Annotated in this window: 26 protein-coding genes and 1 tRNA gene; 7 read left to right on the top strand and 20 right to left on the bottom strand. The window is 61.4% G+C overall.

All coding sequences use genetic code 11. The annotated features are described in order from the left end of the window. Positions 1 to 18: 18 nt before the first annotated feature. Entirely contained in the window at positions 19 to 660 is a 642-nt protein-coding gene (locus R0V12_RS09970; RefSeq protein WP_070362805.1) for a GntR family transcriptional regulator, read from the top strand. On the opposite strand, the gene R0V12_RS09965 is transcribed toward R0V12_RS09970, so the two are convergent. The 5 genes from R0V12_RS09965 to R0V12_RS09945 form a co-directional block, all read right to left on the bottom strand. Then, positions 657 to 2,471: an ABC-F family ATP-binding cassette domain-containing protein gene (locus R0V12_RS09965; protein ID WP_320072575.1), complete on the bottom strand. Its 1,815-nt coding sequence runs from the start codon at positions 2,469 to 2,471 to the stop codon at positions 657 to 659. The genes R0V12_RS09970 and R0V12_RS09965 overlap by 4 nt on opposite strands. A gap of 17 nt (positions 2,472 to 2,488) precedes the next feature. Continuing rightward, positions 2,489 to 3,481 carry a 4-(cytidine 5'-diphospho)-2-C-methyl-D-erythritol kinase gene (locus R0V12_RS09960; protein WP_320072574.1) on the bottom strand — a complete coding sequence of 331 codons (993 nt, stop codon included), beginning with the start codon at positions 3,479 to 3,481 and terminating at the stop codon, positions 2,489 to 2,491. Continuing rightward, positions 3,478 to 4,323: a 16S rRNA (adenine(1518)-N(6)/adenine(1519)-N(6))-dimethyltransferase RsmA gene (gene rsmA, locus R0V12_RS09955; protein WP_288792181.1), complete on the bottom strand. Its 846-nt coding sequence runs from the start codon at positions 4,321 to 4,323 to the stop codon at positions 3,478 to 3,480. Before rsmA ends, R0V12_RS09960 begins: the two co-directional genes overlap by 4 nt. An 11-nt stretch (positions 4,324 to 4,334) precedes the next feature. Next, complete coding sequence (locus tag R0V12_RS09950; protein ID WP_320072573.1) at positions 4,335 to 5,453, bottom strand: transglycosylase family protein; 1,119 nt, start codon at positions 5,451 to 5,453, stop codon at positions 4,335 to 4,337. A gap of 188 nt (positions 5,454 to 5,641) precedes the next feature. Further along, positions 5,642 to 6,481, bottom strand: a complete 840-nt coding sequence (locus R0V12_RS09945; protein WP_320072572.1) for a TatD family hydrolase — start codon at positions 6,479 to 6,481, stop codon at positions 5,642 to 5,644. A 12-nt stretch (positions 6,482 to 6,493) separates the two neighbouring features. On the opposite strand from R0V12_RS09945, the gene R0V12_RS09940 reads away from it, so the two are divergent. Then, entirely contained in the window at positions 6,494 to 6,904 is a 411-nt protein-coding gene (locus tag R0V12_RS09940) for a DUF3806 domain-containing protein (protein ID WP_256007883.1), read from the top strand. Here the strand turns inward: R0V12_RS09940 and R0V12_RS09935 are convergent. From R0V12_RS09935 to rsmI, 4 genes are all read right to left on the bottom strand, one after another. Further along, positions 6,885 to 8,078: an MFS transporter gene (locus R0V12_RS09935; protein ID WP_288792183.1), complete on the bottom strand. Its 1,194-nt coding sequence runs from the start codon at positions 8,076 to 8,078 to the stop codon at positions 6,885 to 6,887. The genes R0V12_RS09940 and R0V12_RS09935 overlap by 20 nt on opposite strands. A 27-nt stretch (positions 8,079 to 8,105) precedes the next feature. Beyond that, positions 8,106 to 9,950 carry a methionine--tRNA ligase gene (gene metG, locus R0V12_RS09930; protein ID WP_320072571.1) on the bottom strand — a complete coding sequence of 615 codons (1,845 nt, stop codon included), beginning with the start codon at positions 9,948 to 9,950 and terminating at the stop codon, positions 8,106 to 8,108. 89 nt (positions 9,951 to 10,039) lie between these two features. After that, on the bottom strand, positions 10,040 to 11,857 hold the full coding sequence (locus tag R0V12_RS09925) for a BCCT family transporter (RefSeq protein ID WP_320072570.1): 1,818 nt from the start codon (positions 11,855 to 11,857) through the stop codon (positions 10,040 to 10,042). A 117-nt stretch (positions 11,858 to 11,974) separates the two neighbouring features. Next, positions 11,975 to 12,850: a 16S rRNA (cytidine(1402)-2'-O)-methyltransferase gene (gene rsmI / locus R0V12_RS09920; protein WP_320072569.1), complete on the bottom strand. Its 876-nt coding sequence runs from the start codon at positions 12,848 to 12,850 to the stop codon at positions 11,975 to 11,977. A 118-nt stretch (positions 12,851 to 12,968) separates the two neighbouring features. Between rsmI and R0V12_RS09915 the strand changes: the two genes are divergently transcribed. Next, complete coding sequence (locus tag R0V12_RS09915; RefSeq protein WP_320073024.1) at positions 12,969 to 14,525, top strand: dolichyl-phosphate-mannose--protein mannosyltransferase; 1,557 nt, start codon at positions 12,969 to 12,971, stop codon at positions 14,523 to 14,525. 4 nt (positions 14,526 to 14,529) lie between these two features. On the opposite strand, the gene R0V12_RS09910 is transcribed toward R0V12_RS09915, so the two are convergent. Continuing rightward, positions 14,530 to 15,198 (bottom strand): zf-HC2 domain-containing protein, encoded by a 669-nt coding sequence (locus R0V12_RS09910; protein ID WP_070479267.1) that lies wholly within the window; start codon positions 15,196 to 15,198, stop codon positions 14,530 to 14,532. Next, a complete protein-coding gene (locus R0V12_RS09905; RefSeq protein WP_070976133.1) occupies positions 15,191 to 15,598 on the bottom strand; it encodes a DoxX family protein in 408 nt (135 codons plus the stop codon). The genes R0V12_RS09910 and R0V12_RS09905 overlap by 8 nt, the downstream gene beginning before the upstream one ends. A gap of 53 nt (positions 15,599 to 15,651) precedes the next feature. Here R0V12_RS09905 and R0V12_RS09900 point away from each other — a divergent pair, with 53 nt between their 5' ends. Then, on the top strand, positions 15,652 to 16,257 hold the full coding sequence (locus R0V12_RS09900; RefSeq protein WP_256007885.1) for a DNA-3-methyladenine glycosylase I: 606 nt from the start codon (positions 15,652 to 15,654) through the stop codon (positions 16,255 to 16,257). Here the strand turns inward: R0V12_RS09900 and R0V12_RS09895 are convergent. From R0V12_RS09895 to R0V12_RS09870, 6 genes are all read right to left on the bottom strand, one after another. Beyond that, a complete protein-coding gene (locus R0V12_RS09895; RefSeq protein WP_256000366.1) occupies positions 16,254 to 16,862 on the bottom strand; it encodes a cation efflux transmembrane domain-containing protein in 609 nt (202 codons plus the stop codon). The two genes, R0V12_RS09900 and R0V12_RS09895, sit on opposite strands and share 4 nt — an antisense overlap. Before the next feature lie 231 nt (positions 16,863 to 17,093). Further along, positions 17,094 to 17,166 (bottom strand) — tRNA-Ala (locus tag R0V12_RS09890). A gap of 63 nt (positions 17,167 to 17,229) precedes the next feature. Further along, positions 17,230 to 18,399: a divisome protein SepX/GlpR gene (gene sepX / locus R0V12_RS09885; protein ID WP_320072568.1), complete on the bottom strand. Its 1,170-nt coding sequence runs from the start codon at positions 18,397 to 18,399 to the stop codon at positions 17,230 to 17,232. 94 nt (positions 18,400 to 18,493) lie between these two features. Further along, positions 18,494 to 19,087 carry a GNAT family N-acetyltransferase gene (locus tag R0V12_RS09880; protein WP_320072567.1) on the bottom strand — a complete coding sequence of 198 codons (594 nt, stop codon included), beginning with the start codon at positions 19,085 to 19,087 and terminating at the stop codon, positions 18,494 to 18,496. 75 nt (positions 19,088 to 19,162) lie between these two features. After that, positions 19,163 to 20,464: a molybdotransferase-like divisome protein Glp gene (glp, locus tag R0V12_RS09875; protein WP_070362818.1), complete on the bottom strand. Its 1,302-nt coding sequence runs from the start codon at positions 20,462 to 20,464 to the stop codon at positions 19,163 to 19,165. Between the two features lie 26 nt (positions 20,465 to 20,490). Further along, complete coding sequence (locus R0V12_RS09870; RefSeq protein WP_070362819.1) at positions 20,491 to 21,462, bottom strand: UTP--glucose-1-phosphate uridylyltransferase; 972 nt, start codon at positions 21,460 to 21,462, stop codon at positions 20,491 to 20,493. 64 nt (positions 21,463 to 21,526) lie between these two features. On the opposite strand from R0V12_RS09870, the gene R0V12_RS09865 reads away from it, so the two are divergent. Genes R0V12_RS09865 through mscL form a run of 3 tightly spaced genes read left to right on the top strand, consistent with a single transcriptional unit; the run spans position 21,527 to position 23,201 of the window. Continuing rightward, positions 21,527 to 22,102, top strand: a complete 576-nt coding sequence (locus R0V12_RS09865; protein ID WP_070479252.1) for a 5-formyltetrahydrofolate cyclo-ligase — start codon at positions 21,527 to 21,529, stop codon at positions 22,100 to 22,102. A 35-nt stretch (positions 22,103 to 22,137) separates the two neighbouring features. Then, positions 22,138 to 22,743 (top strand): SAF domain-containing protein, encoded by a 606-nt coding sequence (locus R0V12_RS09860; RefSeq protein ID WP_070362821.1) that lies wholly within the window; start codon positions 22,138 to 22,140, stop codon positions 22,741 to 22,743. A 53-nt stretch (positions 22,744 to 22,796) separates the two neighbouring features. Further along, positions 22,797 to 23,201 (top strand): large-conductance mechanosensitive channel protein MscL, encoded by a 405-nt coding sequence (gene mscL / locus R0V12_RS09855; RefSeq protein WP_070362822.1) that lies wholly within the window; start codon positions 22,797 to 22,799, stop codon positions 23,199 to 23,201. A gap of 5 nt (positions 23,202 to 23,206) precedes the next feature. On the opposite strand, the gene R0V12_RS09850 is transcribed toward mscL, so the two are convergent. The 3 genes from R0V12_RS09850 to R0V12_RS09840 form a co-directional block, all read right to left on the bottom strand. Next, positions 23,207 to 23,392, bottom strand: a complete 186-nt coding sequence (locus R0V12_RS09850; protein ID WP_141742264.1) for a hypothetical protein — start codon at positions 23,390 to 23,392, stop codon at positions 23,207 to 23,209. A 48-nt stretch (positions 23,393 to 23,440) separates the two neighbouring features. Then, entirely contained in the window at positions 23,441 to 24,010 is a 570-nt protein-coding gene (locus R0V12_RS09845; RefSeq protein ID WP_070362823.1) for a MogA/MoaB family molybdenum cofactor biosynthesis protein, read from the bottom strand. Positions 24,011 to 24,074: 64 nt separating this feature from the next. Beyond that, positions 24,075 to 25,283 carry a S1C family serine protease gene (locus R0V12_RS09840; RefSeq protein WP_083290956.1) on the bottom strand — a complete coding sequence of 403 codons (1,209 nt, stop codon included), beginning with the start codon at positions 25,281 to 25,283 and terminating at the stop codon, positions 24,075 to 24,077. Between the last annotated feature and the right edge of the window lie 66 nt (positions 25,284 to 25,349).

Raw genomic sequence — 25,349 nt, 5'->3', positions numbered from 1 at the left:
TCTACACTTACGGATGCCATGCTTGCTCAAAACGTTGCCTCTGAGGTCCGCCGCGCGATTTCGCGTGGTGAGTTCTCCCCAGGCCAGAAGCTCAACGAGGTTGCCCTCGCTGAGCGTTTCGAGGTATCCAGAAATACCCTCCGCGAAGCATTTGCAATGCTTACGTCAGAAGGTCTTTGTGAGCGCATTCCGAACCGTGGCGTATTCCTCGCCACTCCTTCCCCGGACTTCGTCACTGACACCTACCGTGCGCGCGCCGCAATCGAGCCTGCGGCTCTCCTTTGGGGCGAAGAGCTCGATGTTGACCGTCTCGAAAAACTCAACACTGAAGCCCGCGAGGCAATCGCTCAGGACGACGATGACCTGCTGACGGCCGTGAACCAGGCTTTCCACCACGTGGTGCTCTCCGCAATGGGCTCGAAGACCCTCGGCGACACCATGGACCAGCTTGACGCGTTCATGCGCTTGGCAACGCTTCCGATTATTCAGCAGCAGCCGTCGTTTAACCGCCAGTTCATCTCCGTCAACGAGCACATTGTGGAGCTGCTGCGCAAAGAAAAGCGCCACGAGGCTTCCGACTACCTGCAGGAAGCACTCCTCGAGCAGGGTCGTATTGTGAACGACCTGATCGAGAAGATCAATAACGGGTACCCGATTTAGTGCTCGAGCTGCTCCCCAAGCTCAAGCCACTCCATCTCTAGCTCATCGCGGCCATCGTTGGTGCGCTGCAATTCCTGCGTCTTCGCGCCGATCGCTTCGAAATCCGGCGCGTCTTCACCCGACATGTCGGCAATCTGCGCTTCCAACTCCTTGGCACGTGTTTCCGCCGTCGCGATCTTGCGCTCAAGCGCTTTCATCCGCTTCCGGATCTCACGTTCTTCCTGCGATGACAGCCGCGGTTCCTCCACGGGGGCAGCTTTTTCGGAGTTTTCGGTCTTCTCCCCCAAATCGAGTGGACCCGTTTGGGTGTCCATGGCAGCTCGCTGCTCGAGGTACTGCGTGATCCCTCCGGGTAGGTTGCTCAGCCTGCCGTCGCCGAACAGTGCGTAGGTAGAGTCCGCGATGCGTTCAATCAGATAGCGGTCGTGCGAAATCACGACGAGCGTTCCTGGCCAGCCATCGAGTAAGTCTTCGAGTTCCTGCAGCGTATCGATGTCGAGGTCGTTGGTGGGCTCGTCGAGAAGCAATACGTTGGGCTCACTCATCAGCACACGCGTCAGTTGGAGCCGACGACGCTCACCGCCGGAGAGGTCCCCAACAGGTGTGCGCTGGCGCTTCGGGCTAAACCCGAGACGCTCCGCGAGCTGGGATGCCGAAACCTCCTTCTTACCCAACGTGATGTAGTGCGCGACGTCCTCCACAGAGTCGAGCACCGTCCTCGTTGGGTCGAGGTCGTCGAATTCCTGTCGCAGCCACCCAATCCGTGTGGTCAGGCCTTCGATGCGCTTGCCGACGGCAAGCGGGTAGTCACCGGCGAGCGTCCGCAGCAACGTCGTCTTTCCGGAACCGTTGACACCAACAAGACCGATGCGCTCGCCCGGCGCGAGCCGCCACGTGAGGTGGTCGACGAGCGTGCGCCCGTCAGGAGCGTCGATGCGGGCGTCCTCAAACTCGATGACGACGTTGCCCTGGCGTTGCTTGGAAAACGCCATCAGCTCGACCTTGTCGCGTGGTGGCGGGACATTTGCGATGAGAGCTTCGGCTGCTTCGATGCGGTAGCGCGGTTTTGACGTGCGTGCGGGGGCGCCTCGGCGCAGCCACGCGAGCTCTTTGCGCGCTAAGTTCTGACGACGCTGCTCGATGGCGTCGGCCTGGCGGGCACGCTCGGCGCGGGCGAACGTCCAGTCGTTGTAGCCACCCTCGTAGACGTCGACGGTGCCGTCGTGGACCTCCCAGGTCAGCGTAGCGACGGTATCGAGGAACCAGCGGTCGTGCGTAACCACCACGACTGCGAGTTTGCGCTGCATGAGGTGGGATGCCAGCCACTGCACGCCCTCGACGTCAAGGTGGTTCGTCGGCTCGTCAAGCACGACGAGATCTAAGTCCTGCACAAGGGCCGCGGCGAGGCTCACGCGGCGCCGCTCACCACCAGAAAGCTCCCCGACCGGGGTGTCCAGCCCGAGGGCAGCCACGCCTGTTCCTTGGAGAACCTCTCGCACCTTGCTATTCGACGCCCACTCGTACGTCTCGAGCCCCAAGGGTTTGACGACGACGTCGCCGACGGTGGCGTCGTCGTGAATTTCGAAGCGTTGTGTCACCACCGCCATGCGTAGGTCAGAGTTGTGCGACACGCGCCCGCTGTCCGGGGCTTCGATGCCGGTGAGCACCTCAAGCAACGTGGTTTTCCCACCGCCGTTGACGCCGACGATGCCGATGCGGTCACCGGTCTGAATACCCAGGGAAACACCGTCGAGTAGTGTTTTTAAGCCCCAGCTTTTGGATACGTTTTCGAGGTTGATCAGGTTCGCCATAGCAAACCCATCGTAGCTTACGCCTCGAGTTGCGCTCCCGCTGACGGGCCGGAAGTGCAGAACACCTCGACGCCCTCGACGCTGTCACGCAGTCGTGCTTCGAGTTTCCGTGCAGATTCTTCGTCGAAGCACAGTGCGGCGATCGTCGGCCCGGACCCGGAAACGATCGCTCGGGCTACAAGTTCAGTTTCGGATTCGATGCGTGTGATCAGGGCTGCGATGCGTGGGCGCATCGACACCGCCGCGGCCTCCAGGTCGTTGTGCAGGTGTTTCGCAAGTTCGCGCGCGTCGCCCGTCACGAGTGCCTGCGACAGCGCGGCCGTGTCCAAATGCGGTACGAGTGCCGGGTTGTCGTGACGCAGGTCATCGAGTGTTTCGAAGGCCTTGCCCGTCGAAATCCCAATCTTCGGATTGCAAAACACCCACCAGTACGTGCCGCGCCCGAGGACCTCAACGAGGGCGTCGCCACGCCCGGTGCCAAGCGCTGTGTGGCCGTGGAGTGCGAACGGCACGTCCGCTCCCAGCCCGGCTGCAAGGTCGTAAAGATCTTCTTCGCTGAGCCGCTCACCGCAGTACCGCTCCACGTAGGCGTTCGCTGCGACGAGCCCAGCCGCGGCATCTGCGGAGCCGCCAGCCATCCCGCCTGCCACAAACACATGCTTGTCGACGACCAGCTTCGCCTTCGGCAACGACAATCCTTGCACGCCACTGCGGGCCCGCACGGCGTCGACGACGGCATCGACCGCACGCCACGTCAGGTTTCGAGGCGTATCGATATCCTCGTCCGGTACGTCCACGTGGAAGTGCGTCTGCATCCCAACGACCACGGAGCCAGATTCGACGCATGCCGCCTCATCCTCGACGACGATGCGAACTCGCTCGCGGCGCTCAACGGCTTGGAAAACCGTTACCAACTCGTGGTAGCCGTCGGCACGCGCGTTGCCGACGCCGAGGTGCAGGTTCACTTTGCCGGGCGCTGATGCAACAATCTCCCGCGTGCTGCTGCTCATCGGGCCTCCCCCAGCCTGACGAAGTCCTCCACCCCGAGCTTCTCACCACGCAGTCCAGGATCGATACCGGCCGCCCGCAGCGCAGACTCGGCTTCCGCGGGGGAACCGTACACCGATGCGAGCGTTGAGCGCAGCGTCTTGCGGCGTTGGGCGAAGGCGGCGTCGATAAGTGGGAAGACCTTGTCGCGCACGCTGCGGTCGCGCCCCGGATCGACGTCGATGCGAACAAGCCCGGACTCGATATTCGGAGCCGGCCAGAAGACGTGCTTGCCGATGGTCCCTGCCTGCGACACCTCGCCATAAAACGCCGCTTTTACGCTAGGCACGCCGTAAATCTTCGTGCCTGGCTTCGCGGCAAGGCGGTCAGCGACCTCCTTCTGCACCATCACGAGCACGCGGCGAATGGAAGGGAACTCCGCAAGCAGATGTAACAACACCGGCACCGAAACGTTGTACGGCAGGTTCGCGACCAGCGCCGTTGGCTCCCCGGGAACATCACGCTGCGTAGTCTTCAGTGCATCCATGTGCACGATATCCAGCTTGTGCGCGGCCGAAGGTGCTCGAAGCTCCACCGTTTTACCCAGCTGCTGTGCCAGCCTGTCATCGATCTCGAGCGCGGTCACGTGCGCCGCCTCATCGAGCAAGCCAAGCGTCAGCGACCCGAGACCCGGACCGACCTCGACCACGCGGTCGTCTGGGGAAAGCTCCGCTGCGGCAACGATACGCCGTACGGTATTCGGGTCGTGCACGAAGTTCTGCCCCAGCCGTTTCGTTGGGGTGACATCGAGTGCAGCCGCAAGCTCACGGATTTCTACCGGGCCAAGCAGTTGGGATTCGCTCATACCTGACGAGGTTAGCGCAACCCCATCCGCGCGGTACATGCAGGCCACGCACCCCACCCCTGGGATGCCTGCGTTTTCTGGGCGATTGCGATCTGCTGCTCGCGGGTCGCCTGGTCAGCGGTCGGCGCGTACTGGGTGCCGCCGTACGCTGCCCACGTCGACGCAGAAAATTGCAAGCCGCCGTGGTAGCCATTACCCGTGTTGATGGACCAGTTGCCGCCAAACTCACACTGCGCCAACGTGTCCCATACCGAACCAGCTGCTACTGCGGGAGCATTCGCCGACTCCTTGGTACCGCGTCGCACCTTCGCCGCCTTCGGCGCACGAACCTCGCGCTCACCTGCAATGCCCTCGGATTCAACCTTGCCATTGACCAGAACGGTCTCGTGGAGAATTTCCTTCTCCCCGTCCTTGCCTTCCTCCAGCACCTCTTCGTTGCCGGTTTCCAGCTCTTCATCATCGACGTACTCAACCGGTGCCTCGATTGGCAGGACCTCAGCATGCTTCACCACGTTGACGCGGTCGAGCACGATCTCCATGTTCGGGTACACCGCGGCATCAAGCGGGTGGTTCAAACAATCATCGGAGTCGAAGGTGATGCCACGGTCCGCGAGGAGCTCGCCTACGGTTTTCTTCGCAACCGACGCGTAGGTCACGTTCCCGCCGTCATTGATCGCGATGATCTTCGGGGTGGTCACGTCGACATTGAGGCCGTCGACAAGCTTGGTGTCCTTGTCCAGGTCCGACGAGGAAGCCGGGGACACACCCACCTCGTCCATGACTTCCCCAACAGTCAGCGCTGTCGAGGTGATTTCCTTTGCCACCCCGTCGACGACGACGGCGACTGGCTTCGCAGTACGAACGGTCACGGTATCGCCGTTCGACAGCTTCTCAGCAGGCGCCGGGTACACAACGTCACTGTCCTTGACCTCAACGCCCGCAGCCTGCAACGCACCCGCGACGTCACCCGAGAAGGTCTTCAGCGAGGTCGCCTCACCGTTGACGTCCACTGTGACGTCCTTCTGCGCGGCGAGCGCCGTGGTGGTACCGGCTGCAATGACAACACCTGCGAGTGCCCCGACGGCGATTCGCTTCGTTGCGGTGTTGTTGTGCTGGATACGCGAGCCCATAAAGCGTCATTCCCCTTCGTCACGAAATAATACTTCGATAACAATACGGTAACTTCTACCGTTTTACCAGCACATGTTTGCACACCATGGTGGACACGTTCACTCGCGCCACGCGATTCACACCACTCACAGCCGACCTGGGACAACGCTTACTTGCGCCCAGTGTGTTCCCGGACACGTGCACAGCATCATCCCAGACCATAGACGCGATCGAAGGTAGCGGATACCTCGCTCGCCAGCGTCTCGACGTCCACTCCCCGAGCTTGCGCAACCACGTGTGCCGTATGCCCAATCAGCGATGGCTCATTGCGCGAACCTCGAAACGGCTCCGGGGTCATATACGGCGCATCGGTTTCGATGAGCAGCTGGCCCACCGGCGCCAGAGCCGCCGCCTCCCGCAGCTCCTCATTGCGCTTAAACGTAACGTTGCCGGCAAAGGAGAGCACATAGCCACGCTCAATCGCCTCCCGCGCCACGTCAAGGGGCGAGGAGAAGCAGTGCAAAATCACATGCTCCGGTTTCGGCGTATCCGCGAGAATCCGCATCATGTCCGCATCCCCCTCACGGTTATGGATCATCAATGCCTTGCCGGAGTCCACGGCGAGCTGAATGTGCCAACGAAACGCCTCTTCTTGCGTGGCAAGGTCAGCGGTGTTCTCGGCGTCGTGGCGGATCCAATACGTATCGATGCCTGTCTCCCCCACCGCAACACACCGAGCGTCCGAGGCCATCTGCGTGAGCCGTTCCCGCGTCGCGTCGCCGAGCTCGGCGGCTCGCGTCGGATGGATCGCGCACGCTGCGAACACGCCCTCATGCATGTGCGCGGCAGCAAGCGCCTGCTCTGCTTCCGCGAGCCCATCGCCCACGGTGCATACCCGCTCCACACCGGCGCTCAACGCACGCTCCATAATCGCATCGATATCCGCCTGCGTGGTGGCTCCGGTAGAGGCCAGGTGGGTGTGGGCGTCGATAAGCCCTGGTATAGGGGCTGCTGGTACTGGTGTCGGGCGAGGTTTCTTTTTGCTCATACGATAGAGCCTATGACATTCCACGCGATTGACGCACAGACCCAAACCAGCATCGACAACGCACTGGCCGAGGCAGCGGCGCAGGGGCTCAATGGCCCTGCACGAGTAATCATCGAGCGGTTCGAAGGGCTACTCGAGGATTTCCTTGCACTTCCCCGCGACGCACAACGCAGCTACCCGCGCGGCGACACAGCCCGTATCGTCGGCACCGCCCTCGGCGACGCATTCGTCCGCGACTACGGATTTACCTGGAAACTCCTGAAAGATGACTACGGCACGGACCTCGTCGTCGTCCGCGATGCCGACCCCAACTCCCCCAAATACACCGCCCCCATCATGGTTGTCGACGCCCGCTTCGACGACGACGCAACCGGCAAGCTCACCACGTTCCTGGAGCAGTTCCTCAGCGGCTTGCAACACTAAGCTCGTCGTCAATAACGACGTGACGCGCCGCCACGATGCCAACAGCCCCCATGACCAACGCCATGATGACTAACGCGATCAGGATCGGCTGGAACTCCCCGATCCGCCCATAGGCCACGCCAATGAGCAGCGGCCCCGTTGCCGCGAGCACGTACCCGACCGGCTGCACAAAACCCGACAGCCGTGCAGTGACTAGCGGGTCGCGTGTGCGCGCCGGGATCAGTGCGATTGCTAGCGGGAAGCAGCACCCGCCGAAGCCCAGGAGGAAGCTCCAGCCCAGCGGTGATGCTGCCGGTGCGAAGTACAAACCGAGATACCCAGTGGCCGTCGAGAGCGCAAACAGCACCACCAGCGGCGTCAGCGTCCGCGCGCGAGAGATGACCGTCGGCAGCACAAGCCCACCAACCATGCCTACCGCGCCAAGCAGCCCCAGTCCCGTGGCTGCGGTGGAAGGGGCAACCCCGGCGTCAATGAAAATGGCGGGCAACCACCCCATCTGGATATACGCGCTGGTTGACTGCAACCCGAAGAAGAGCATCAAGGCCACCGCAGTGAGCGACTTCCACACCGGCGCCTCTGGCGTAGCAACCGCGCCGTCCTGCGGGGTCGAAGCCTTGCTCCCGGGGATGTCCCTCCCGAACTTGAAGAGCACAAATACCCAAACTGCCAGCTGCACGACAGCCGTCACCGCCCACAGGCCGAGTGCCGACTGCCACGAGGATGTCACCAACGCGCTGAGCGGGCCAGCCGCCGACGATAAACCCAGCGTTACGGAGTACACCGTGGTCAGGGCGACGATGTAGCGCCCGCCATGCTGCTTGATCCACGCAGGCAGCAACACGTTCATAAGTGCGATGGCGCCGGCCGCGCCCACCGTCGCGAGTAAGAACATCGCGATATCGGGTGCGAAGGGGCGCAAGCCCAAGCCCGCGGTCAGCAACCCCGCAGCGCCAAGAATGACGGGGGTGAGGCCAAACCGCCGCGCAATCGGTACCGCACAGATACCGACCAGGAAGAAGAGCGTGCCGGGGATCGCTGTGATGACGCCACCGACCCATGCCGGGGCATCATAGTATGCGATGACCTGGTCAAGTACAGACCCGACGGAGGCAATGCCCGCACGCAAATTCAGTGAGGCACTAATGACAGCGACGAAAAGTACAAGAGCAAACACTCGAAGCACTCTAGCGCTGCCGCAGCGTTACTGCACAGGCGCCCACTCCGGGCCGGTCTCCCCGAGCTCCGGATCGAGCTTCGCCACCAGTGGCTTCGGCTTCGACAGTGCCACGCCGGGCTCCATTGGCACGCGCTTCCATGTCGCCTGCTGCTCGGAGTAGTCGCCGGTGATGGTGAGGTAGGTCTGGCCGCGCTCCGGCAGGCCGACGCCGACGAGATCGTAGTCAGCATCATCGCGAACCTCAACGATGGACGGCTCTGCGGCCCACACACCAGTCCGGCCGAGGGTCTCGTGTACCTTCTGCGCCGTGTGCGGCAGGAACGGGGTCAGCATCGCATTGCAGTCGCTGACCACCTGCAGTGCGGTCCACAGAACCGTCGCCAGACGAGTGCGCTGGTCCGGATCCTTCGCGAGCTTCCACGGCTCCTGGCCCGCGATGTACGCGTTGGTCTCCCCGACCACGTGCATGATCTTGGTGATCGCGCTCTTGAAGTGAGCCTCAGCCAAGTCCTTGCCTGCGGAAACAAACGTGGATTCCGCCAATTCAAGGATTTTCTCGTCCACTTCGGCGAGCTCTCCTGGTTCTGGAACCTCACCGAAGTTCTTGTGCGCCATCGACACAGTGCGGTTGACCAGGTTGCCCCAGCCATTCGCCAGCTCGTTGTTCACACGGCGCACGAACTCGTCCCAGGTGAAGTCCGTGTCGTTGTTCTCCGGTCCGGCCACCGCAATGAAGTAGCGCAACGGGTCCGCACCGAACTCTTTCAGGAAGTCCTTGACGTAGATGACTACGCCCTTCGAAGACGAGAACTTCGAACCGGACATGGTCAGGAACTCCGAGGACACAACCTCAGTCGGAAGATTCAGGGTGCCCAGCTCGTGTTCTTGCCCACCATGCGAGCCCTTGCCCGCGTAGCCGAGCAGCTCCGCTGGCCAGATCTGTGAGTGGAACGTGATGTTGTCTTTGCCCATGAAGTAGTAGCTCGCCGTTTCTGGGTCCTGCCAGAACGTCTTCCACGCATCCGGGTTGCCGCTTCGCTCCGCCCACTCAATCGAGGCAGACAAGTAGCCGACCACCGCGTCAAACCAAACATAGAGCTTCTTCGACGGGTTGTCCTGCCAGTCCTCGACCGGGATAGGGATGCCCCAGTCGATGTCACGCGTCATTGCGCGCGGACGCATGTCCTCCAAGAGGTTCAACGAGAACTTCAGCACGTTCGGGCGCCACTTCTCACGGGTGCTCAGCCACGTCTTCAACGCGTCGTGCAGCGCCGGGAGATCCAGCATGAAGTGCTCGGTCTCAACAAACTTCGGCGTCTCGCCGTTGATCTTGGAGACAGGGTTGATCAGGTCTGCTGGGTCGAGCTGGTTACCGCAGGTATCGCACTGGTCACCACGAGCGTCAGTCGCGCCGCAGATTGGGCAGGTGCCCTCAATGTAGCGGTCCGGCAGCGTACGGCCATTCGAAGGAGAGATCGCGCCCTGCGTCGTCTCCTTGATCATGTAGCCGTTGGCGTACAGTCCCTTAAACAGCTGCTGCACCACGGCATAGTGGTTACGAGTCGACGTGCGAGTGAACAGGTCGTAGGACAGGCCCAAACCGGCCAAGTCGTGCACGATCTGTTCGTTGTAGCGGTCTGCGAGCTCCTTGACGCTCACGCCTTCCTTGTCCGCCTGCACCAACAGCGGGGTCCCGTGTTCGTCGGTGCCGGAGACCATCAGGACGTTGTTGCCAGCCATGCGCTGATAGCGCGCAAACACGTCAGAAGGTACCCCGAAACCAGCTACGTGGCCGATGTGGCGGGGGCCGTTCGCATATGGCCACGCAACGCACACAAGGATATTTTTTTGAGTCTTCGCAGAAGTCATGCCCTTAAGCATAAGTTATGGCCCCGACACAACCCATGTTTCGGGTCATATCGGGGCCATGAGCGGTATTCACCGCAGGATGTCAGAGCTTAGTTACGCGGACGCAACATGCGCTTGACCTGCTCCTTCTTCCTATCAAGCTCGAGCTGGTCGCGGTGCATACGGCGTTCAATAGCCAACTGGCGGTTGAAGCGATCCTGTTCCTTCTTGTCCAGGTAAATCGTGTCGTTCGACACGTCCTTCACAATCGCGAACATCAGCAATACCAGGATGAGCAAGAACGGGGTTGCCGCAACAATCGTCACCGACTGCAGCGCACCCAGCGCGTCGGAGCCGCCGGCGATCAGCAGCGTCAGACCGACGAACGCCGTACCAAGGCCCCAGACCGCTGCGATCCACGGGTTCGCATCCGACTTACCGTTCTGCGACATCGACGCCATCACAGTCGACGCAGAGTCCGCCGAAGTAATAAAGAACGTACCCAGCAGGATCACCGCGAAAATACCAATGTAGAAGCCACCTGGCAGCTGGTGCAGCAGGTTGAAGAGCTGCTCTTCCGAGGTGCCCTCGCCGTAAATGGAACGACCGTCCTGCTCGAACTTGATCGCGGTGCCACCAAAGATGGCGAACCAGACGGTGGACAGGCCTGCCGGGATCAGCATGACGCCAAGGCAGAACTCGCGGATGGTGCGGCCACGGGAAATACGTGCCAGGAAGGTACCAACGAATGGTGACCAGGAAATCCACCATGCCCAGTAGAAGATGGTCCAACCGGACAGGAAGTCTCCTGCTTCACCGTTCTGATTCTCAGCGGTACGGCCAGCCATCTCAAAAAACTGGGACAGGTATGCGCCGACGCCCGTCGGCAAGAAGTTCAGGGTGCTGACGGTTGGGCCGAAGACGAACACGAAAATAGCCAGCAACGCAGCAATCGCCATATTGAAGTTCGACAGCCACTGGATCCCCTTGCCGACGCCCGACATCGCGGACAGCAGGAATGCAAGAGTCAGGACGGACACGATGCCGACCGTCAGCTTCGTCGACGGCGAATCCACAAAGCCGGAAGCGTTCAGGCCCGAGCTAATCTGCATCGCGCCCAAGCCCAGCGAACATGCGGTACCGAAAATCGTTGCAAAAATTGCAAAACCATCAATCAGCTTGCCCCAGAAACCGTTCACGCCCTTTTCACCAATCAGCGGGATGAAGGCGCTAGAGAGCAGCTGCTTGCGGCCGAGGCGGAACGTCGAGTACGCGATCGCAAGGCCCAAGATCGCGTAAATCGCCCATGGGTGCAGGCTCCAGTGGAACATTGTCTGCGCGAGCGCAGTGCCCACTTCGTGTGGCTGGTGGCCAGGGACACCATCGCGGTACATCGCCAGCGGCTCAGACGCACCGTAGAACATCAGACCAATGCCCATGCCTGCCGCGAACATCATCGCAATCCATGACGACGTTCTAAACTCCGGTTGTTCGTCCGACTTGCCCAGGCGGATCGTACCGAAGTTCGAAAACGCGATTACCAAGACAAAGAACACAAAAATCGTGCCGAAGAGCACGAACGCCCAGCCAAGGTTGTTAATCACCCAGCTGAAGGACGTATCAGCAAAGCTCGAGAAACTATCTGTTGCTAACAGGCCCCAAGCGACGACGGCCGCCACCACGACGAGAAGCGGAACAACGATGCTCCAGTCAATCTTCGCGTTCTCGTCCTCCGCAGCAAGCTCAACCTGCTCCTCTGCGTCGACCGATTCTTTACGCTCCCCGCGCCGCTCTGCAACGATGAGCTCGGCAAGCTCGCTCGTCGCAGACGGTGCGGCAATTTCGGTTTCATCGGAATTTATCTGTTCAGTACTCCGAGTTTCTGCATCAGGATCATGCGGATCCTGGGTCAGGTCTCCCTGAGACATGAAAAATTCTCCTCAATTCCATAGAAAATAAGAAAGCTTTAGCAGGTTAACTGAATTCGGCTGCTATATCTAATCCAATTCGTCCACGTAGTGCCCATTTTCAGCCAAAAAGTCTGACTATTCCGCGCTGCGAGCTTCCTGAGCGAGGTCATATAATTCGCCCGATTTCACCCCGTGCTGCTTCGCGATAGTCTTCACTGCATCCTTCATCCGCATACCCCCGCTTACCAGCTCTAAGACTAGTTCCACGAGGTCTTCGGGCTCCGCTGTTGCGGCATCACCGCCCTCGATGACAACGGTGACTTCTCCCCTCACTCCGTCCTTGGCCCACTCGGCGAGTTCACCGAGCGTCGCGCGCTTTACTTCTTCGTACGTTTTTGTCAGTTCGCGGCACACCGCTGCACGTCGATCGCGGCCGAGGACCGAAGCGGCGTCGTCAAGCGTCTGTGCCAGTCGGTGCGGCGATTCGAAGAAGCACACGGCGCGCGGTTGGTGTACAAGCTCCTTGAGCCAGGCTTCCCGCGCGCCTGCCTTGCGTGGAGCAAAGCCATCGAAGATGAAGTGCCCTACATGCAAGCCTGAGAGCGCAAGCGCCGTCGTGACAGCAGAGGGGCCAGGCAGGCAAGTCACGGGGACGCCGGCGTCGTGTGCCGCTGCAACGAGTGAAAGGCCAGGGTCGGACACAATCGGCATGCCGGCGTCCGTCACCACGAGCACAACGCCATTGCGAGCAGCCGCGAGCAACTCGTGCCGCCGCTGCTCTTCGTTGTGGTCAAAATTCGAGATGATCTTCCCACGCGGTTCCACTCCCAAGGCTGCCGCTAGCGCGCGGGTGCGCCGCGTATCCTCCGCCGCAATCACGTCTGCGTTCGCGAGTGCGTGCTGAAGCCGCTGCGAGGCGTCATCAATATTGCCGAGCGGCGTAGCGGCCAGCACTACCCCACGTGTTGGAAACTGGTGTTGCAACGTCGCTTGAGTGTCTGCACTATCCATGCAATAGATACTAGGTGCAGCTACAGATAATGCGGCGAACACAGTAGTATCCATTCACGTGAATACCAATGCGCCCATCGATACCGTCCAGAGTGAAGCGTCGCCAACGCCCGCGTTGATGAAGCCTGGCAGGCCCCAGCCGGGAGCACCAGTCAGCGTGCCTTGGCATCGCCGGGACACCATGACGCTGGCGGTACTGACGGTCCTCGCGCTGTTCACGCGCTTCCTCGGGCTGGTGCAGCCGACGTCTTCTGGCACCCCGGTCTTCGACGAGAAGCACTACGTGCCGCAGGGCTGGGACATGGTGCGCAGCTCCTTTAACCCAGTGCTGGGCGGCATCGAGTCCAACCCCGGCTATGGGCTGGTGGTGCACCCGCCGTTGGGCAAGCAGCTCCTCGCGCTTGGTGAAACCATCTTCGGCTACACCCCGATGGGTTGGCGCATCATGACAGCGCTCTTTGGTACCGCAGTCATCGTGTTCACGTTCCTGCTCGCTCGCCGCGTGAGCCAGTCGACGTCGATCGCAGCCATCGCAGGCGTCATCGCGCTTTTCGACGGCGTGCTGCTGGTCGCAGCCAAATTTGGCATGCTAGACATCTTCCAGGTGCTGTTCATCGTCGCCGCCGCGTGGACGCTCGCAGGTGACATGCGTCAGGTGCACCAGCGTTGGCACGACGCCTGGCTGTCAGGTGCTGTGCAGTCCTCGGGTCCGTACGGGCCGCGCCTCGGGTTCCGCTGGTGGCGCTTCGCTACCGGTGTGTTGCTCGGACTCGCCCTGGGCGTGAAGTGGTCGGGGTTGTATTACATCGCGTTCTACGGCCTGATGTCTGCGTTTTGGGATCTGTGGCTGCGAAAGCGTTATGGCGTCGAGAAGCCGCTGGCTGGCGCACTGTGGCGCGATGTGCCGTCTGCACTCGCCTCGATCGTGCTGCTGCCTGCGCTCCTCTATATCTGGTCGTGGCGCGCATGGTTCGCCTCTGAGACTTCTGTGTACCGCCACTCCCTGGCGGACGGCACGATCGCAGGTTCTGACTGGCCGTGGCTCGCCAACCTGCCGGATGCCGCTGCTGGATGGCTGTATTACCACTTCTCCGTGCTCGAGTTCCACGGCTCCCTCACGAGCTCTAGCGGGCACTCGCACCCATGGGACTCCAAGCCGTGGGCGTGGCTCGTCGCAGCACGCCCGATCCTCTACTACTCCTCCACCGACATCGAGTGCGGCGACGGCAACACCTGCCGCGAAATGATTTCACTGTTCGGCACCCCGGCGATCTGGTGGCTCACCATCCCCGTGTTGCTGTGGGCAGCGTGGGTCTGGATTACCCGACGCGACTTCCGCGTCATCGTGCCAGTCATCGGCTTTGCCGCAGGCTTCCTGCCGTGGCTTGCGGCGTTCGACCGCCAGATGTACTTCTTCTACGCCACCGCGCTCATTCCGTTTACCGCAGTGCTGCTCGCGCTGGCGCTCGGAAACATCGCGAAGAAAGGCACGCTACGGGAACCTAAGTGGCTGGTGAAGCTGACCGGCGCCCCGATTCGCACCGGCCAAATCATCGTGATTGTCTACCTCGCCGTTGTGGCGGCAAGCTTCGTCTACTGGGGTCCGATCCTGTACGGCCTTCGAGTCACCGACGGCTACTACGAGTCCCTCATGTGGTTCCCGAGCTGGAAATAGTTCGCTAGAGGCCGGTCGGGTCTGCGTTGAGCAAGTGCCACGCGCGGCGCATGGCCACGCCTTTGTCCGCGATCCACGTCCAGGCGAGCGCCAACAACGCGATTCCCGGAGCGATGACCGTCATCGGTGCCACTGCTCCGATACGCTGCACAGCATCAAGCACCGCAAACCCAAGGGTAAACGTGAACATCGTCCCCACGATCAGCACAATGCCGGGGATCTGGGCAGGCTTCCAGGACGCGAGCCCCAACGACAGGCCCACGCCGAAGCGGACCGCAACCCCCATCAGCGTGGCTGCGGCGACCTCAGGAGTCTGCGCCAACGCCTCGCCCACACCGACGACCCCAACGATGGCCCACACAATCCAGCACACCGCGATCGCACACAGCGCGGCTCTGCCAATCATCACGTTGACTTGTCGGCGCTGCATCATCGCGTGCCACGGGTCGTTGACCCCAGCGAGGATCGCGTCAGCGAGGTCGCTCGGAGGAGCCACATTGCCGTCAACCTCTGCAAAGCGCACCGTCTGCGACAAGGAAAGCGCCTGCTCCCAAAACGCGGCGCACTCCTCGCACTGCGCCAGGTGGGCGTCCACGATGGCGTCGTCAAGCGATGGTTGCTCCCCGTCGAGCCGCGCGGACAGGCAGGCCTGAATCTCGTCATGGCTAATCACGTGTGAGCACCCCGTCCAAGCTTGCGCGCCCCGGCCCGAACACGATGACCACGAACAACGCCGCGGCGAGCACCATCGTGTATTCAATACCGCCATCGGCAATGAAGAAACCGTTGCTCAAATGCACGAAGTAGGTTGCCGCCACCGCCAACAATGCAAGTACCGACGCGACGATCGTAGTCAGCAGACCAATGACGAGGAACGCACCCCCAACCAGCTCAACGAATCCCGCCAGATACGCCGACAGCGTCGGCTGAGGCACCCCAATCGCCGCAAAGTCCTCCGCAGTGCGCCGCATTCCCAGCTCAAACCAGCGCTGGTACCCACGCGCAACAAACACGATCCCGAGCACCGCGCGGATGACTAAGAGCGCAAAATCTCGAACTGCTGGCCTGTTCATGCACACTAGAGTACTCAAGGAACCGAACTAGACAGAAAAACGTCAAACTACGTATGGATAAAGAAACGAAGCAACAATTCCCAATCACCGGCGACGACGGACTCAGCCGCCCACCCTGGGCCGCACACGATCCGCTCCTGCGCCACTACTACGACACCGAATGGGGCATGCCCATCCGCGACGAGGCCGGAATGTTCGAGCGCCTCTGCCTCGAGGGGTTCCAAGTCGGATTGTCGTGGAAGCTCATTCTGCAAAAGCGCGACGCCCTACGCGAAGCCTTCCACGGATTCGACCCCGACGCCCTCGCACGGATGGACTCAATCGAACATCTTCTTGACGACGCCTCCCTGATCCGCAACCGGCGCAAACTCCAGGCGGTGCTCACCAACGCGTCCGCCACCCGCGAGTTGCGCGAATCCGGCACGGATCTTGCAACCTTTATCTGGTCCTACCAGCCAGAAACCACACCTACACCCCGCACGATGGAGGAGGTTCCAACCCAGTCTGAGGAGTCACGCCGCCTCGCGCGGGACCTGAAGAAGCGTGGCTTCACCTTCGTCGGCCCCGTCACGATGTACGCGCTCATGGAATCGACCGGCATCATCGACACGAATCTGATCGGCACGCACCGGCGAGGAGCCTCCGGGGTGTGGAGCTAGTCGTCATCCATCTCTGCGAAGGCTTCCTCCACTGAGTCGTACTCCTCGCGGGACGCCTCCCAGACTTCCTTCGCAGCTGAGAAGTTCACCGCTGCGATGATGGCGCCAACGATGATGTCGAACCAAGCGGTGGACCACACGAACGTCAGTAACCCGGCCGCAATGATGAGCAGGTTCGCCAGTGCGTCGTTGCGCGCTGCCAGCCACGCCCCCGTCGCCAACGACGACCCCTGGTCCCGTAGCCTCAGCAGAATCACCGCGCACACGACATTCACCACGAGCGCACCAACCGCGACCCCCGTAAGGCCCTCCGGCGATGGCGGCTCCGGGTCCAGCACCTTCGCAACAACGGTCACCACCGCCGCGACCGCCGGAATCAGAATCAACGCCGCCAACACACTACCCGCCGTACGACGCCGCGATGCAGACCAAGCGACCGCGAAGAACACCAGGAAGTTAATCGCCGTGTCCTCCAGGAAGTCCGCCGAATCCGCAAACAACGACGCCGACCCAATCGAAACAGCCGCCACAAACTCAACGAAGAAGTACGCCAAGTTCAGCAGCGCAACCACCAGTACTGCTCGGCGGATCCGTTCTGTAGCCACGAGGTTCTCCTTTTCTTCGACTGTCTTGCGCGTAGCACTCCTGTAGCACTCTAGCGACGTTGGTTGCTCTGTTCTAAACGTTCCTGAACGTTGGCTGGGCACCGCAATCCATTAGCCCAATCATGCGACCTGGGCTTTTGCCAGCCCGCTTGCCGAAAAACCCGGAATTTGGTGCCAGCACAAACACAACAAAACCCCAGGCCACCAACGACCTGGGGTTTTACGGAACTGTGGAGCTAAGGGGAATCGAACCCCTGACCTTCGCATTGCGAACGCGACGCTCTACCAACTGAGCTATAGCCCCTCGCTGGAGAAAACGTTACTCCTCTTCTCCGCTGATGCTAAATCGTCCGGGTACCCAGGCGATTTAGCTCGCTCGTGGGGCACGGTTGTCATCCTCGCCGTATGGGTAGTGGGGGGAATTCCTGTGGTCCTCGAAGATTGCGGAGGATGCTTCGGGGAGGTCGGTGAAGTCGGGGTGGGCGTCGTCAAGGTCGAGTGCTACGGATTCTCCGTATCGACGCGGCCACTCCTGCCTGGGGTGCGTCGAATCTGCAGTGGCGACGCCGAGGCGCGCGCGACGCAGCTGGCGCATGCGTCGGCGATGCAGCGCACGCTCCTGACGGACGACGCTGCGCAGCACAACCATGAACCAGGCGGTCAAGGCAACGGAGGCTGCTGGCAGGATCCATGTCCAGCCGCCTGCGACGAACGCAATCACAAACGTGACCACACAGGCGATGACGAGGCCCAGGAAGGTGCGCTGACGGCGCATAAAGCGGTCTTCGCGTGCCCGGCGTGCACGGTCTGGGTCCCAGCCGCCACGGCCGCGGCGGGCCTCTGCAAACGCGAGATCTTCGTCGGTGACTGCGACCTCTTCATCTGGAGCGTCCTGGTCGTCCTCAGGTTCCTCGGCAGTGAGCTCTTCGGCGTCCATCTTTGCCGTCACGCCAGTGTCGTATCCGAAGTCCGCTGCGGAGTAGTACGAGTCGGGGATGCTTTCGGCTTCTGCTACAGAGGCCTCCGGATCCTCCGCAGTCTCGAGTGCTACCGCATCGGCGTCGTCTGAAGAATCGTCTGAAGCCTCATCCACTTCATCGGCGGACTCAGTCTCAGCCTCAGCGGACTCCGCTTCAACTGCCGCATCCTCGACTGGCTCCGCTTCGATGACCTCTCCCTCAATAACGTTTGAGTCGGCATCTTCTTCGGAGCCAGCGTCTTCCTGGTTCTTCGAGAAGAAGTTTCGGATGACCGCACTGTCGTCGATGAGCACTTCGCTGGCAGCTGGCTCGTGTTCGACGGCTTCGACGAGTTCCACGTCCGCAGCGTCCTCGTCGTGCAGGTGCACGTCCGCAGCGGTCACGCGTGGGCGGCGACGAACCTCCATGGGTTCCGTACCACCGGTGTGCAGGACCCTCGTCTCGTCGTACCCTTCGCCGGAGCGGCGAATTGGTTTGTTGTTGCCAAATACGAGTGGTGCCAGCACGATGACCCACACGACGATCATCAAGATAATGATCAAGCTCGGGCTACCCATACAGCGAAGCCACCTTCCTAAAACTACCCTCGAAACTGACCTTTAACGGTAGCGAGCAATCCGCTCTTCCGGCCCGAGCCACGCCGGGGCCGCGTCATCGAATTCGGCCGGAACGCCGCAGCCTGTCTACAGCCGTGGTCGGGTAGTCATCTTCGGTCATTGCGACGAAGTAGTGGTCACGCCAGCGGCCGTCGATATGAATGTTTCCCCGCATGAATCCTTCTTCGCGGAAACCCACGGTCTGCAGGACGTGGCCGCTGGCCGGGTTGTCTGGAAGGTACGTCGCAGTCACGCGGTGCAGGCCCACCCGCGCAAAGGCGTGGTCAACGCCCAAGGCGCACGCGGCCGTCGCGACGCCGCGCCCTTGATACTGGCTGTGCACCCAGTAGCCGATCCAGCACTCGTCGACGGTTCCGCGCTGAATACCGCCGAGGGTCAGTTGGCCGGCAAAGTGGCCGTCGACCTCTATCACCATCGGTACGACGGTGCCATCTGCAGCCATTTCTTTGAGCATCGTCCACTGCCCCGCCCAAGCGCTCTTGGTGTGAGCAGCTTCCCATGTGGAATGGATCGTTGGTTCTACCGGCTGCAACCACTGCTGGTCAAGCAGGCGGGTACGGCACCATTCCCCGCCATCCTGCAAGCGTAGGGGCCGCAGCGTGACGGTTTCCCCGCTAGGAAGTCTCACGAACGGAGTGCGTTCGGGCCAACCAGGTGTGGGTCCGTGCAGCCAAGTTTCAATCCTTCGCAGCAGGCCCAACGTCTATCCCCGCTGCTGGAGGAATTCGACGTCCACCACGTCGCCTGGGCGGATCTCCGCGGTGGACTCCGGCAGGCGAATCATGGCGTTGGCTTCCGCGAAGCCTGCGAAGAGGTGGGAGGTTTCGCCACCGGCACCGCCGAGGCCTTCGACTAAGTAGTCGCCGGTCTCCGTGTCTCGCATGAGGCGTGCACGGATGTAACCACGCCGCCCCGGCTGCGAGGTAATTGCCCGCATCGAGCGTGCGCGAACCACCGGGCGCTGCCAAGACTGCTTGCCCAGCGCTTGGCGGATTGCCGGTCGCACGATGGTTTCGGCGATCACGAGCGCGGCCGTCGGATTGGACGGCAGCAGGAAGACCGGCACATGTTCCTCACCCAGCGTGCCGAAACCCTGGACGGACCCGGGGTGCATGGCCACTCGAGTGGTGTCGATTTCCCCGAGGTCATGCAGCACTTCTTGGAGTGTCTGCGCGCCTGAACCACCAACAGCGCCGGTGATCACGATCATCTCGCTGCGCCCAATGTAGCCAGCCAGGGTTTCCCGCATCTTCCGCGGCTCAGCGTTCATGATGCCGACACGGTGTACATCTGCACCCGCTTCCTCGGCGGCAGCAGAAACGACGTAGGAGGCGACGTCGATAACTTGGCCCAAGCCTGGCTCTCGTTCGATGTCAACGAGTTCCATGCCGAAACTCAGCACGGTGACTCTCGGCCGGGGATACACCAGTACTTTTGTGCGCCCAGCAGCGGCTAGCAGCCCAATTTGTGCAGGTCCGAGGACCGTGCGGGGGCGCACTGCGATGTCGCCTGGCTGGATATCAGCCCCCGGCTTACGTACGAACTCGCCACTTGCAACTGGGCGTTGCGGCGTAACCCGCTTGGTGCCCCGGTCGCTCCATTCCAGTGGCAACACGGCGTCGGCAAGTGTGGGAAGCGGGGCACCTGTTGCAACCCGCACCGCTTGGCGTGGCTGCAGGCGCAACGGCTTCTGGGAACCGGCGGGAACCTCCCCCACCACGGGTAGAGCACGATCGGCGTTGGTGCGTGGGCGCGAATCGCGCTCCGGCTCGCCGTCTTCTTCCGCCTGGCGCGGCTTCACCCGCAGGCCTGCGGATCCTCCGACGTCGACCGCGCGGACGGCGTAGCCGTCGATGGCTGCTTGCGAAAAACCGGGCAGCGCGCGTGTCGCTACGACTTCCTCGGCGCACATCAGCCCCAGCGCGTCGTCGATCCCCACTCGGATCGGCTCGGGGGTCCGGATTGCGTCGCCAATTATGGCAAGCTGCTCATCAACACCGCGCATCAGCCACGCCTCTTTCTACGCCTTCGTTAGCGTTGTTCATCACCCGTGAGTTCGGGGTGTTCGGCCTCAAAGTCGTTCATGATCTGCTTGAGTGCCGTGTACAGTGCAGGTCCGTACTTCGGGTCGTGCAAACCAAAGTCCACATTAGCGGGAATGTAGCCGCCCGGGTTGCCCAAATCGTGGCGCTTGCCGTGGTGCACCACGATGTGCACTGGATGACCTTCCTGGATCATCAGCTCGATCGCATCGGTCAGTTGCAGCTCCCCGCCCTTGCCCGGCGTGATGCGACGCAGCGCATCAAAAATTGCCCGGTCAAGCAGGTAGCGTCCGGTGGCCACGAGCGTCGACGGCGCGTCTTCCACGGCCGGCTTTTCCACCATGCCCTTCACGCGCTTGACCTCGACGCCCTCAATAGTCTCGTCGACGTCTTCGACATCAAACACGCCGTAGTTAAAGACTTCCTCCGGCGTCACGTTGAACGCACACAGCACGGAGCCGCCGAGCTTCTCGCGGGTGCGCACCATTTTCTCCATCACGCCGGTGGGAAGCACAAGGTCATCTGGCAGCATGACGGCGACAACGTCCTCGTTTTCGTCGAGGGCAGATTCCGCGCAGCTCACCGCGTGGCCAAGGCCCAACGGCTTCTCCTGCGTCACGGCGACTGCATTAATAAGGTCCGCGGCGCGGGCGACCTTCTTCACTTGGTCGTCTTTCCCGCGCGCCGCGAGGGTCTCGCGCAGCAGTTCGAACTCGCCGAAGTGGCGCATGATTTCTTCTTTTGCCGGAGCTGTCACGATCACCAATCGGCGAGCGCCGAGCTCTGCCGCTTCCTCGGCAATCAGCTCGATACCGGGTGTATCCACCACGGGCAGGAGTTCCTTAGGAACAGTCTTCGTAGCTGGCAAAAACCGTGTACCCATGCCAGCTGCCGGCACCACGACGGTCTTCACGCCACGCGACGCAGGCTGCTGGGAGGTTTCTTCATTAGACTTCCGCATAAAGATCTACTTTACCTCTGTATGGCCCGACTACCGTTTCCGACTCGTGAGGAGGCTCCCCCACTTGCACACCAAGCAAACTATCCGCGAAGCACACACTACTTTTCGACGCCACCTCGCCAGCAAACCCGACGAAAAGCGTCAACGCGACGCCAGCATTCTCCAGCACACGCTCGAGGCTCTCGATCACTTCGGCGCCGTGGGCAGTGAAATCAGCGCCTACCACCCGCTGCGCACGGAACCCGCTGCCGCTGACTACCCGCTGCAGCTCGCCCAACACGCAAGAACGGTGTGGCTGCCGATTTCGCTTCCTGGCGGTGTGCTGCAATGGGCCGCGTGCACCGAAGAACAGCAGCCGGGCGCGCTTGGCATCGCGGAGCCAGTCGGTTCCCGGTTCTCCAGCGAAGTGCTCAAAGGTTGCGCTGCGCTGGTGATCCCGGCGCTCGCCGTGGACCGCCGCGGGCAACGTTTGGGTAAGGGCGCCGGCTATTACGACCGAGCGCTTGAGCAGGTCCGCGACCACCGCATCCCTATTGTTGCGGTGGTGTTTGACGAAGAAGTCGTCGACACGCTGCCAGCGCAACCTCACGATGTGCCCGTCGATGCAATCGTGACAGACCGCGGATTTTTCCAACTCTAGGGAACCTTCCAGGCCACACCCGCGTCTAAAGACGCATGAAGCCCGCCTCATTCCTTCGCGACCTCCGCATGCCCGGCTACCACCGCACCGTCACAGTGCGCCGCACGATCGCCGTCGTGTTACTGCTGGTAGCAGGCGCAAGCATACTTTTCGACGCCCGCTCCGCCGACCCACCCGCTGTTGTCTTCGCCCGCGACGTTGAGGCCGGCACAGTGCTCACCACGGCGGACGTGGAGCTTCGCAGGCTGCCGCCCTCTGTTGTTCCCGCGAACGCCTTGGGCAGTACAGACCTCGCCGTCGGACAGGTCCTCGCGGCTGGTGCATCCGCGAACGAAGTAGTTACCAACACCCGTCTTGTCGGACCGGACCTTAAAGCTTCGCTGATCGAAAGCGATGACGACCCGCACGACTTCACCATGGTTCCGGTCACGCTCGCGGAACCGGAACTCATCCCGATGCTGCATCACGGCGCCGGCGTAGACGTGGTCGCGCCAGGCCCGCGAGTTATTGCGCGTGGCGGAAGGGTGGTCACGACGAACGAGGAGGGGTCAATCCTGGTACTGCTGCGCAGTGTCGATGCAGCCAACGTTGCGGCCGCATCACTGACGGACCCGTTAACAGTTGTATTGACCACACGATAGTTTGTTGCCTATAGTTTTTAGGTCCAAATCCAAACCTTACAAAGGAGACCCTAATGCTTGAGGGCTTTAAGAACTTTATTCTGCGCGGCAACGTTATTGACCTCGCAGTCGGTGTTGTTATTGGTGCTGCGTTCACCGCAGTTGTTACCGCTTTCTCCGACAACATCATCAACCCGCTGATCGCTTCCGTCGGTGGCGCTGATTACTCCGGCCTTGGCTTCCACATCATTTCCGGCAACGACGCAACTTTCCTCGACTTCGGCGCGCTGATCACTGCAGCGATTAACTTCCTGCTGATCGCGGCAGTCGTCTACTTCGTGATCGTCGCTCCGATGAACAAGCTCGACGAGATGCAGAAGCATAAGCGCGGCATCCAGCCAGACGCCCCGGCTCCGACCGAGACCGAGCTGCTCACCGAAATCCGCGACCTGCTCTCCGAGAAGCCCGCGCAGCAGTAGTACTGCTATTCTCCGTAATGGGGTGGTCGCTCGTACTCATAAAAGGCTTTGCCTGTGAGTTCTGGCTCGCCGTCGCCGTCGATATCGACGCTGCGCCCGGCATCATAGCCCGTCCGCCCAGAAGCCGCGTCACCAAATAGTTGCGTGCGTTCAGGACTACGGTCGTACTCTGCTTCCGACCGTCGCTCCACGCGCCTCCGCTGGTGGCGCGGCTTTTTCATGCTCGCCATCGTTCCTGATTACGCCTGTACGGAGTAGGTATTCAGCTCGCCGATCAGGTGCTGGACTAGTGGTGCGATCGTCGATACGCCGTCGCGTATCGCTTGGCGGCTTGCGGCGAGGTTTACCACGACGGTCGAACCAGAGACGCCACACACACCGCGCGACGTGCAGGCATCCACCGCTCCACACGCCTGGCCCGACGAACGAACCGCCTGCGCTACACCGGGCACGTTCTTGTCGATCACGGCCTTCGTCGCCTCTGGCGCCGTATCACGTGGCCCGACGCCAGTGCCACCGACGGTCAGCACCAGGTCAACCCCACCAACGACACCGGTTTCGATCGCTTTGCGGATCTCCGCCTCGCTCGAATTGACGTGCACCACCGCGTCAACGGTAAACCCGAACTCGCTGAGCAACTCGACGAGCATGTCACCCGTGGTATCCCCTTCTGAGCTGTATCGGCGGTCCCCAACCAGCACTGCGATGGCCGCAGGAGGCGTCGGAGTCTGCTCGGCGAGCTCTGCGGCCTTCAGCGATGCTTCGTCGGGCTCCCCAACCGTGTCAAGCAATACTTCTGTCGTTGGCATGCCAGGTCTCCTGTCGTGTCGTTGCGAAATCGCACAGTTTCATTTTCATTGTTTGCTTCAAAACTTACCCGTTGCTCAGGGTTACATCTACGGAATGAGGAGCTTCTTCTCCCTCCCGCAAGACTTCAAGCTGAACAACCTGCCCGAAGTCCTTCGACCGCGTCGCCGCAATCAACGCATCCGCTGAATCAATCAGCCGACCGTCCAGCTTGGTAATCACATCACCTTCTCGGATACCGGCCTTTTCTGCTGGACTACCAGGCTCAACTCCGGCGACCACGGCGCCGTCGATACGAGTGCCGCGAATCGAAACGCGGACGCCCAACATCGGCTGCGACGCCTTGCCGGTTTCAATGAGCTGCTGCGCGACACGCTTGGCAAAATTCGACGGAATCGCGAACCCGAGACCAATCGAGCCCGACGACTGCTCGCCACCAAAGCCGCCCGCCGAGAGCGAAGCAATAGCCGAGTTCATCCCGATCAGGTGCCCCTGCATATCCACGAGCGGACCACCCGAGTTACCAGGGTTAATCGCAGCGTCTGTCTGCAGCCCGTCCATCAACGAGCTCTCCCCACCGCCCTGGGCCGCACGCACCGGGCGGTTCTTCGCCGAGATGATGCCACTGGTTACCGTCGCCGAGAGCCCAAGTGGAGAACCAACTGCGACAACCTGCTGGCCAACCTTCAGCTCGTCCGAGTTGCCGAAGTCAAGCACAGGGAGATTTTCGACGCCATCAACCTTCAGCACGCCAATATCAGTGTTGACGTCCGACGCTACAAACGTAGCCGAGTGCTTCGAGCCGTCGTTGAACACCACCTGAATCTCGGACCGTTCGGTCGCCGCAGCGCCAATCACGTGGTGGTTCGTCAAAATGTAGCCGTCGGAGGAAATAATCGACCCCGACCCTTCCGCGATACCATTCGGCGTCGCCACAGTGATGGATACAACCGAAGGCAGCACTGCGGCCGCAACCTGCTCAACGGAGCCATCAGGCGCAGTCTCTGGCGATGCGAGGCTCGGGTTCTCAAGTGCGTTGTAGTGCTGCTGTTCGCCGTTATCGTTCGCAGCGACGACTGCGTACCCGGCGCCGGCGCCGGCCAACAGCGAAAGCACTACGGAGCACGCCACTGTAGCCGCACCCAGCCCACGCCGCTGCTTTTGCTGCGGTGCAGACTGCACGAATGCGGTTTCCGGGGAGGCCTCCTGTGGATAGGAGGCCTCGTACGGGTTTTGTTGTGGCGTATTTGATTGTGGTGAATACGGGTTCGTCATGTGCAGTAGTATGCACGACGCCACTGTGGTAGCACTAAAAAGTAAACTCGTTCTCTCGCAATGTTT

Source organism: Corynebacterium sp. UMB2355A (assembly GCF_033877495.1).
Taxonomy (GTDB): Bacteria; Actinomycetota; Actinomycetes; order Mycobacteriales; family Mycobacteriaceae; genus Corynebacterium; species Corynebacterium pseudogenitalium.
The sequence above is the reverse complement of the archived record's forward strand: the minus strand, read 5'-3'. Positions and strand labels throughout refer to the sequence as shown.

Bases quoted from the DNA above. Each gene is read 5' to 3' on its own strand.
- R0V12_RS09970 (WP_070362805.1), top strand. From the start codon at position 19: ATGCTTGCTCAAAACGTTGCCTCTGAGGTCCGCCGCGCGATTTCGCGT.
- R0V12_RS09965 (WP_320072575.1), bottom strand. From the start codon at position 2,471: ATGGCGAACCTGATCAACCTCGAAAACGTATCCAAAAGCTGGGGCTTA.
- R0V12_RS09960 (WP_320072574.1), bottom strand. From the start codon at position 3,481: ATGAGCAGCAGCACGCGGGAGATTGTTGCATCAGCGCCCGGCAAAGTG.
- rsmA (WP_288792181.1), bottom strand. From the start codon at position 4,323: ATGAGCGAATCCCAACTGCTTGGCCCGGTAGAAATCCGTGAGCTTGCG.
- R0V12_RS09950 (WP_320072573.1), bottom strand. From the start codon at position 5,453: ATGGGCTCGCGTATCCAGCACAACAACACCGCAACGAAGCGAATCGCC.
- R0V12_RS09945 (WP_320072572.1), bottom strand. From the start codon at position 6,481: ATGAGCAAAAAGAAACCTCGCCCGACACCAGTACCAGCAGCCCCTATA.
- R0V12_RS09940 (WP_256007883.1), top strand. From the start codon at position 6,494: ATGACATTCCACGCGATTGACGCACAGACCCAAACCAGCATCGACAAC.
- metG (WP_320072571.1), bottom strand. From the start codon at position 9,950: ATGACTTCTGCGAAGACTCAAAAAAATATCCTTGTGTGCGTTGCGTGG.
- R0V12_RS09925 (WP_320072570.1), bottom strand. From the start codon at position 11,857: ATGTCTCAGGGAGACCTGACCCAGGATCCGCATGATCCTGATGCAGAA.
- rsmI (WP_320072569.1), bottom strand. From the start codon at position 12,850: ATGGATAGTGCAGACACTCAAGCGACGTTGCAACACCAGTTTCCAACA.
- R0V12_RS09915 (WP_320073024.1), top strand. From the start codon at position 12,969: ATGAAGCCTGGCAGGCCCCAGCCGGGAGCACCAGTCAGCGTGCCTTGG.
- R0V12_RS09905 (WP_070976133.1), bottom strand. From the start codon at position 15,598: ATGAACAGGCCAGCAGTTCGAGATTTTGCGCTCTTAGTCATCCGCGCG.
- R0V12_RS09900 (WP_256007885.1), top strand. From the start codon at position 15,652: ATGGATAAAGAAACGAAGCAACAATTCCCAATCACCGGCGACGACGGA.
- sepX (WP_320072568.1), bottom strand. From the start codon at position 18,399: ATGGGTAGCCCGAGCTTGATCATTATCTTGATGATCGTCGTGTGGGTC.
- glp (WP_070362818.1), bottom strand. From the start codon at position 20,464: ATGCGCGGTGTTGATGAGCAGCTTGCCATAATTGGCGACGCAATCCGG.
- R0V12_RS09870 (WP_070362819.1), bottom strand. From the start codon at position 21,462: ATGCGGAAGTCTAATGAAGAAACCTCCCAGCAGCCTGCGTCGCGTGGC.
- R0V12_RS09860 (WP_070362821.1), top strand. From the start codon at position 22,138: ATGAAGCCCGCCTCATTCCTTCGCGACCTCCGCATGCCCGGCTACCAC.
- mscL (WP_070362822.1), top strand. From the start codon at position 22,797: ATGCTTGAGGGCTTTAAGAACTTTATTCTGCGCGGCAACGTTATTGAC.
- R0V12_RS09845 (WP_070362823.1), bottom strand. From the start codon at position 24,010: ATGCCAACGACAGAAGTATTGCTTGACACGGTTGGGGAGCCCGACGAA.
- R0V12_RS09840 (WP_083290956.1), bottom strand. From the start codon at position 25,283: ATGACGAACCCGTATTCACCACAATCAAATACGCCACAACAAAACCCG.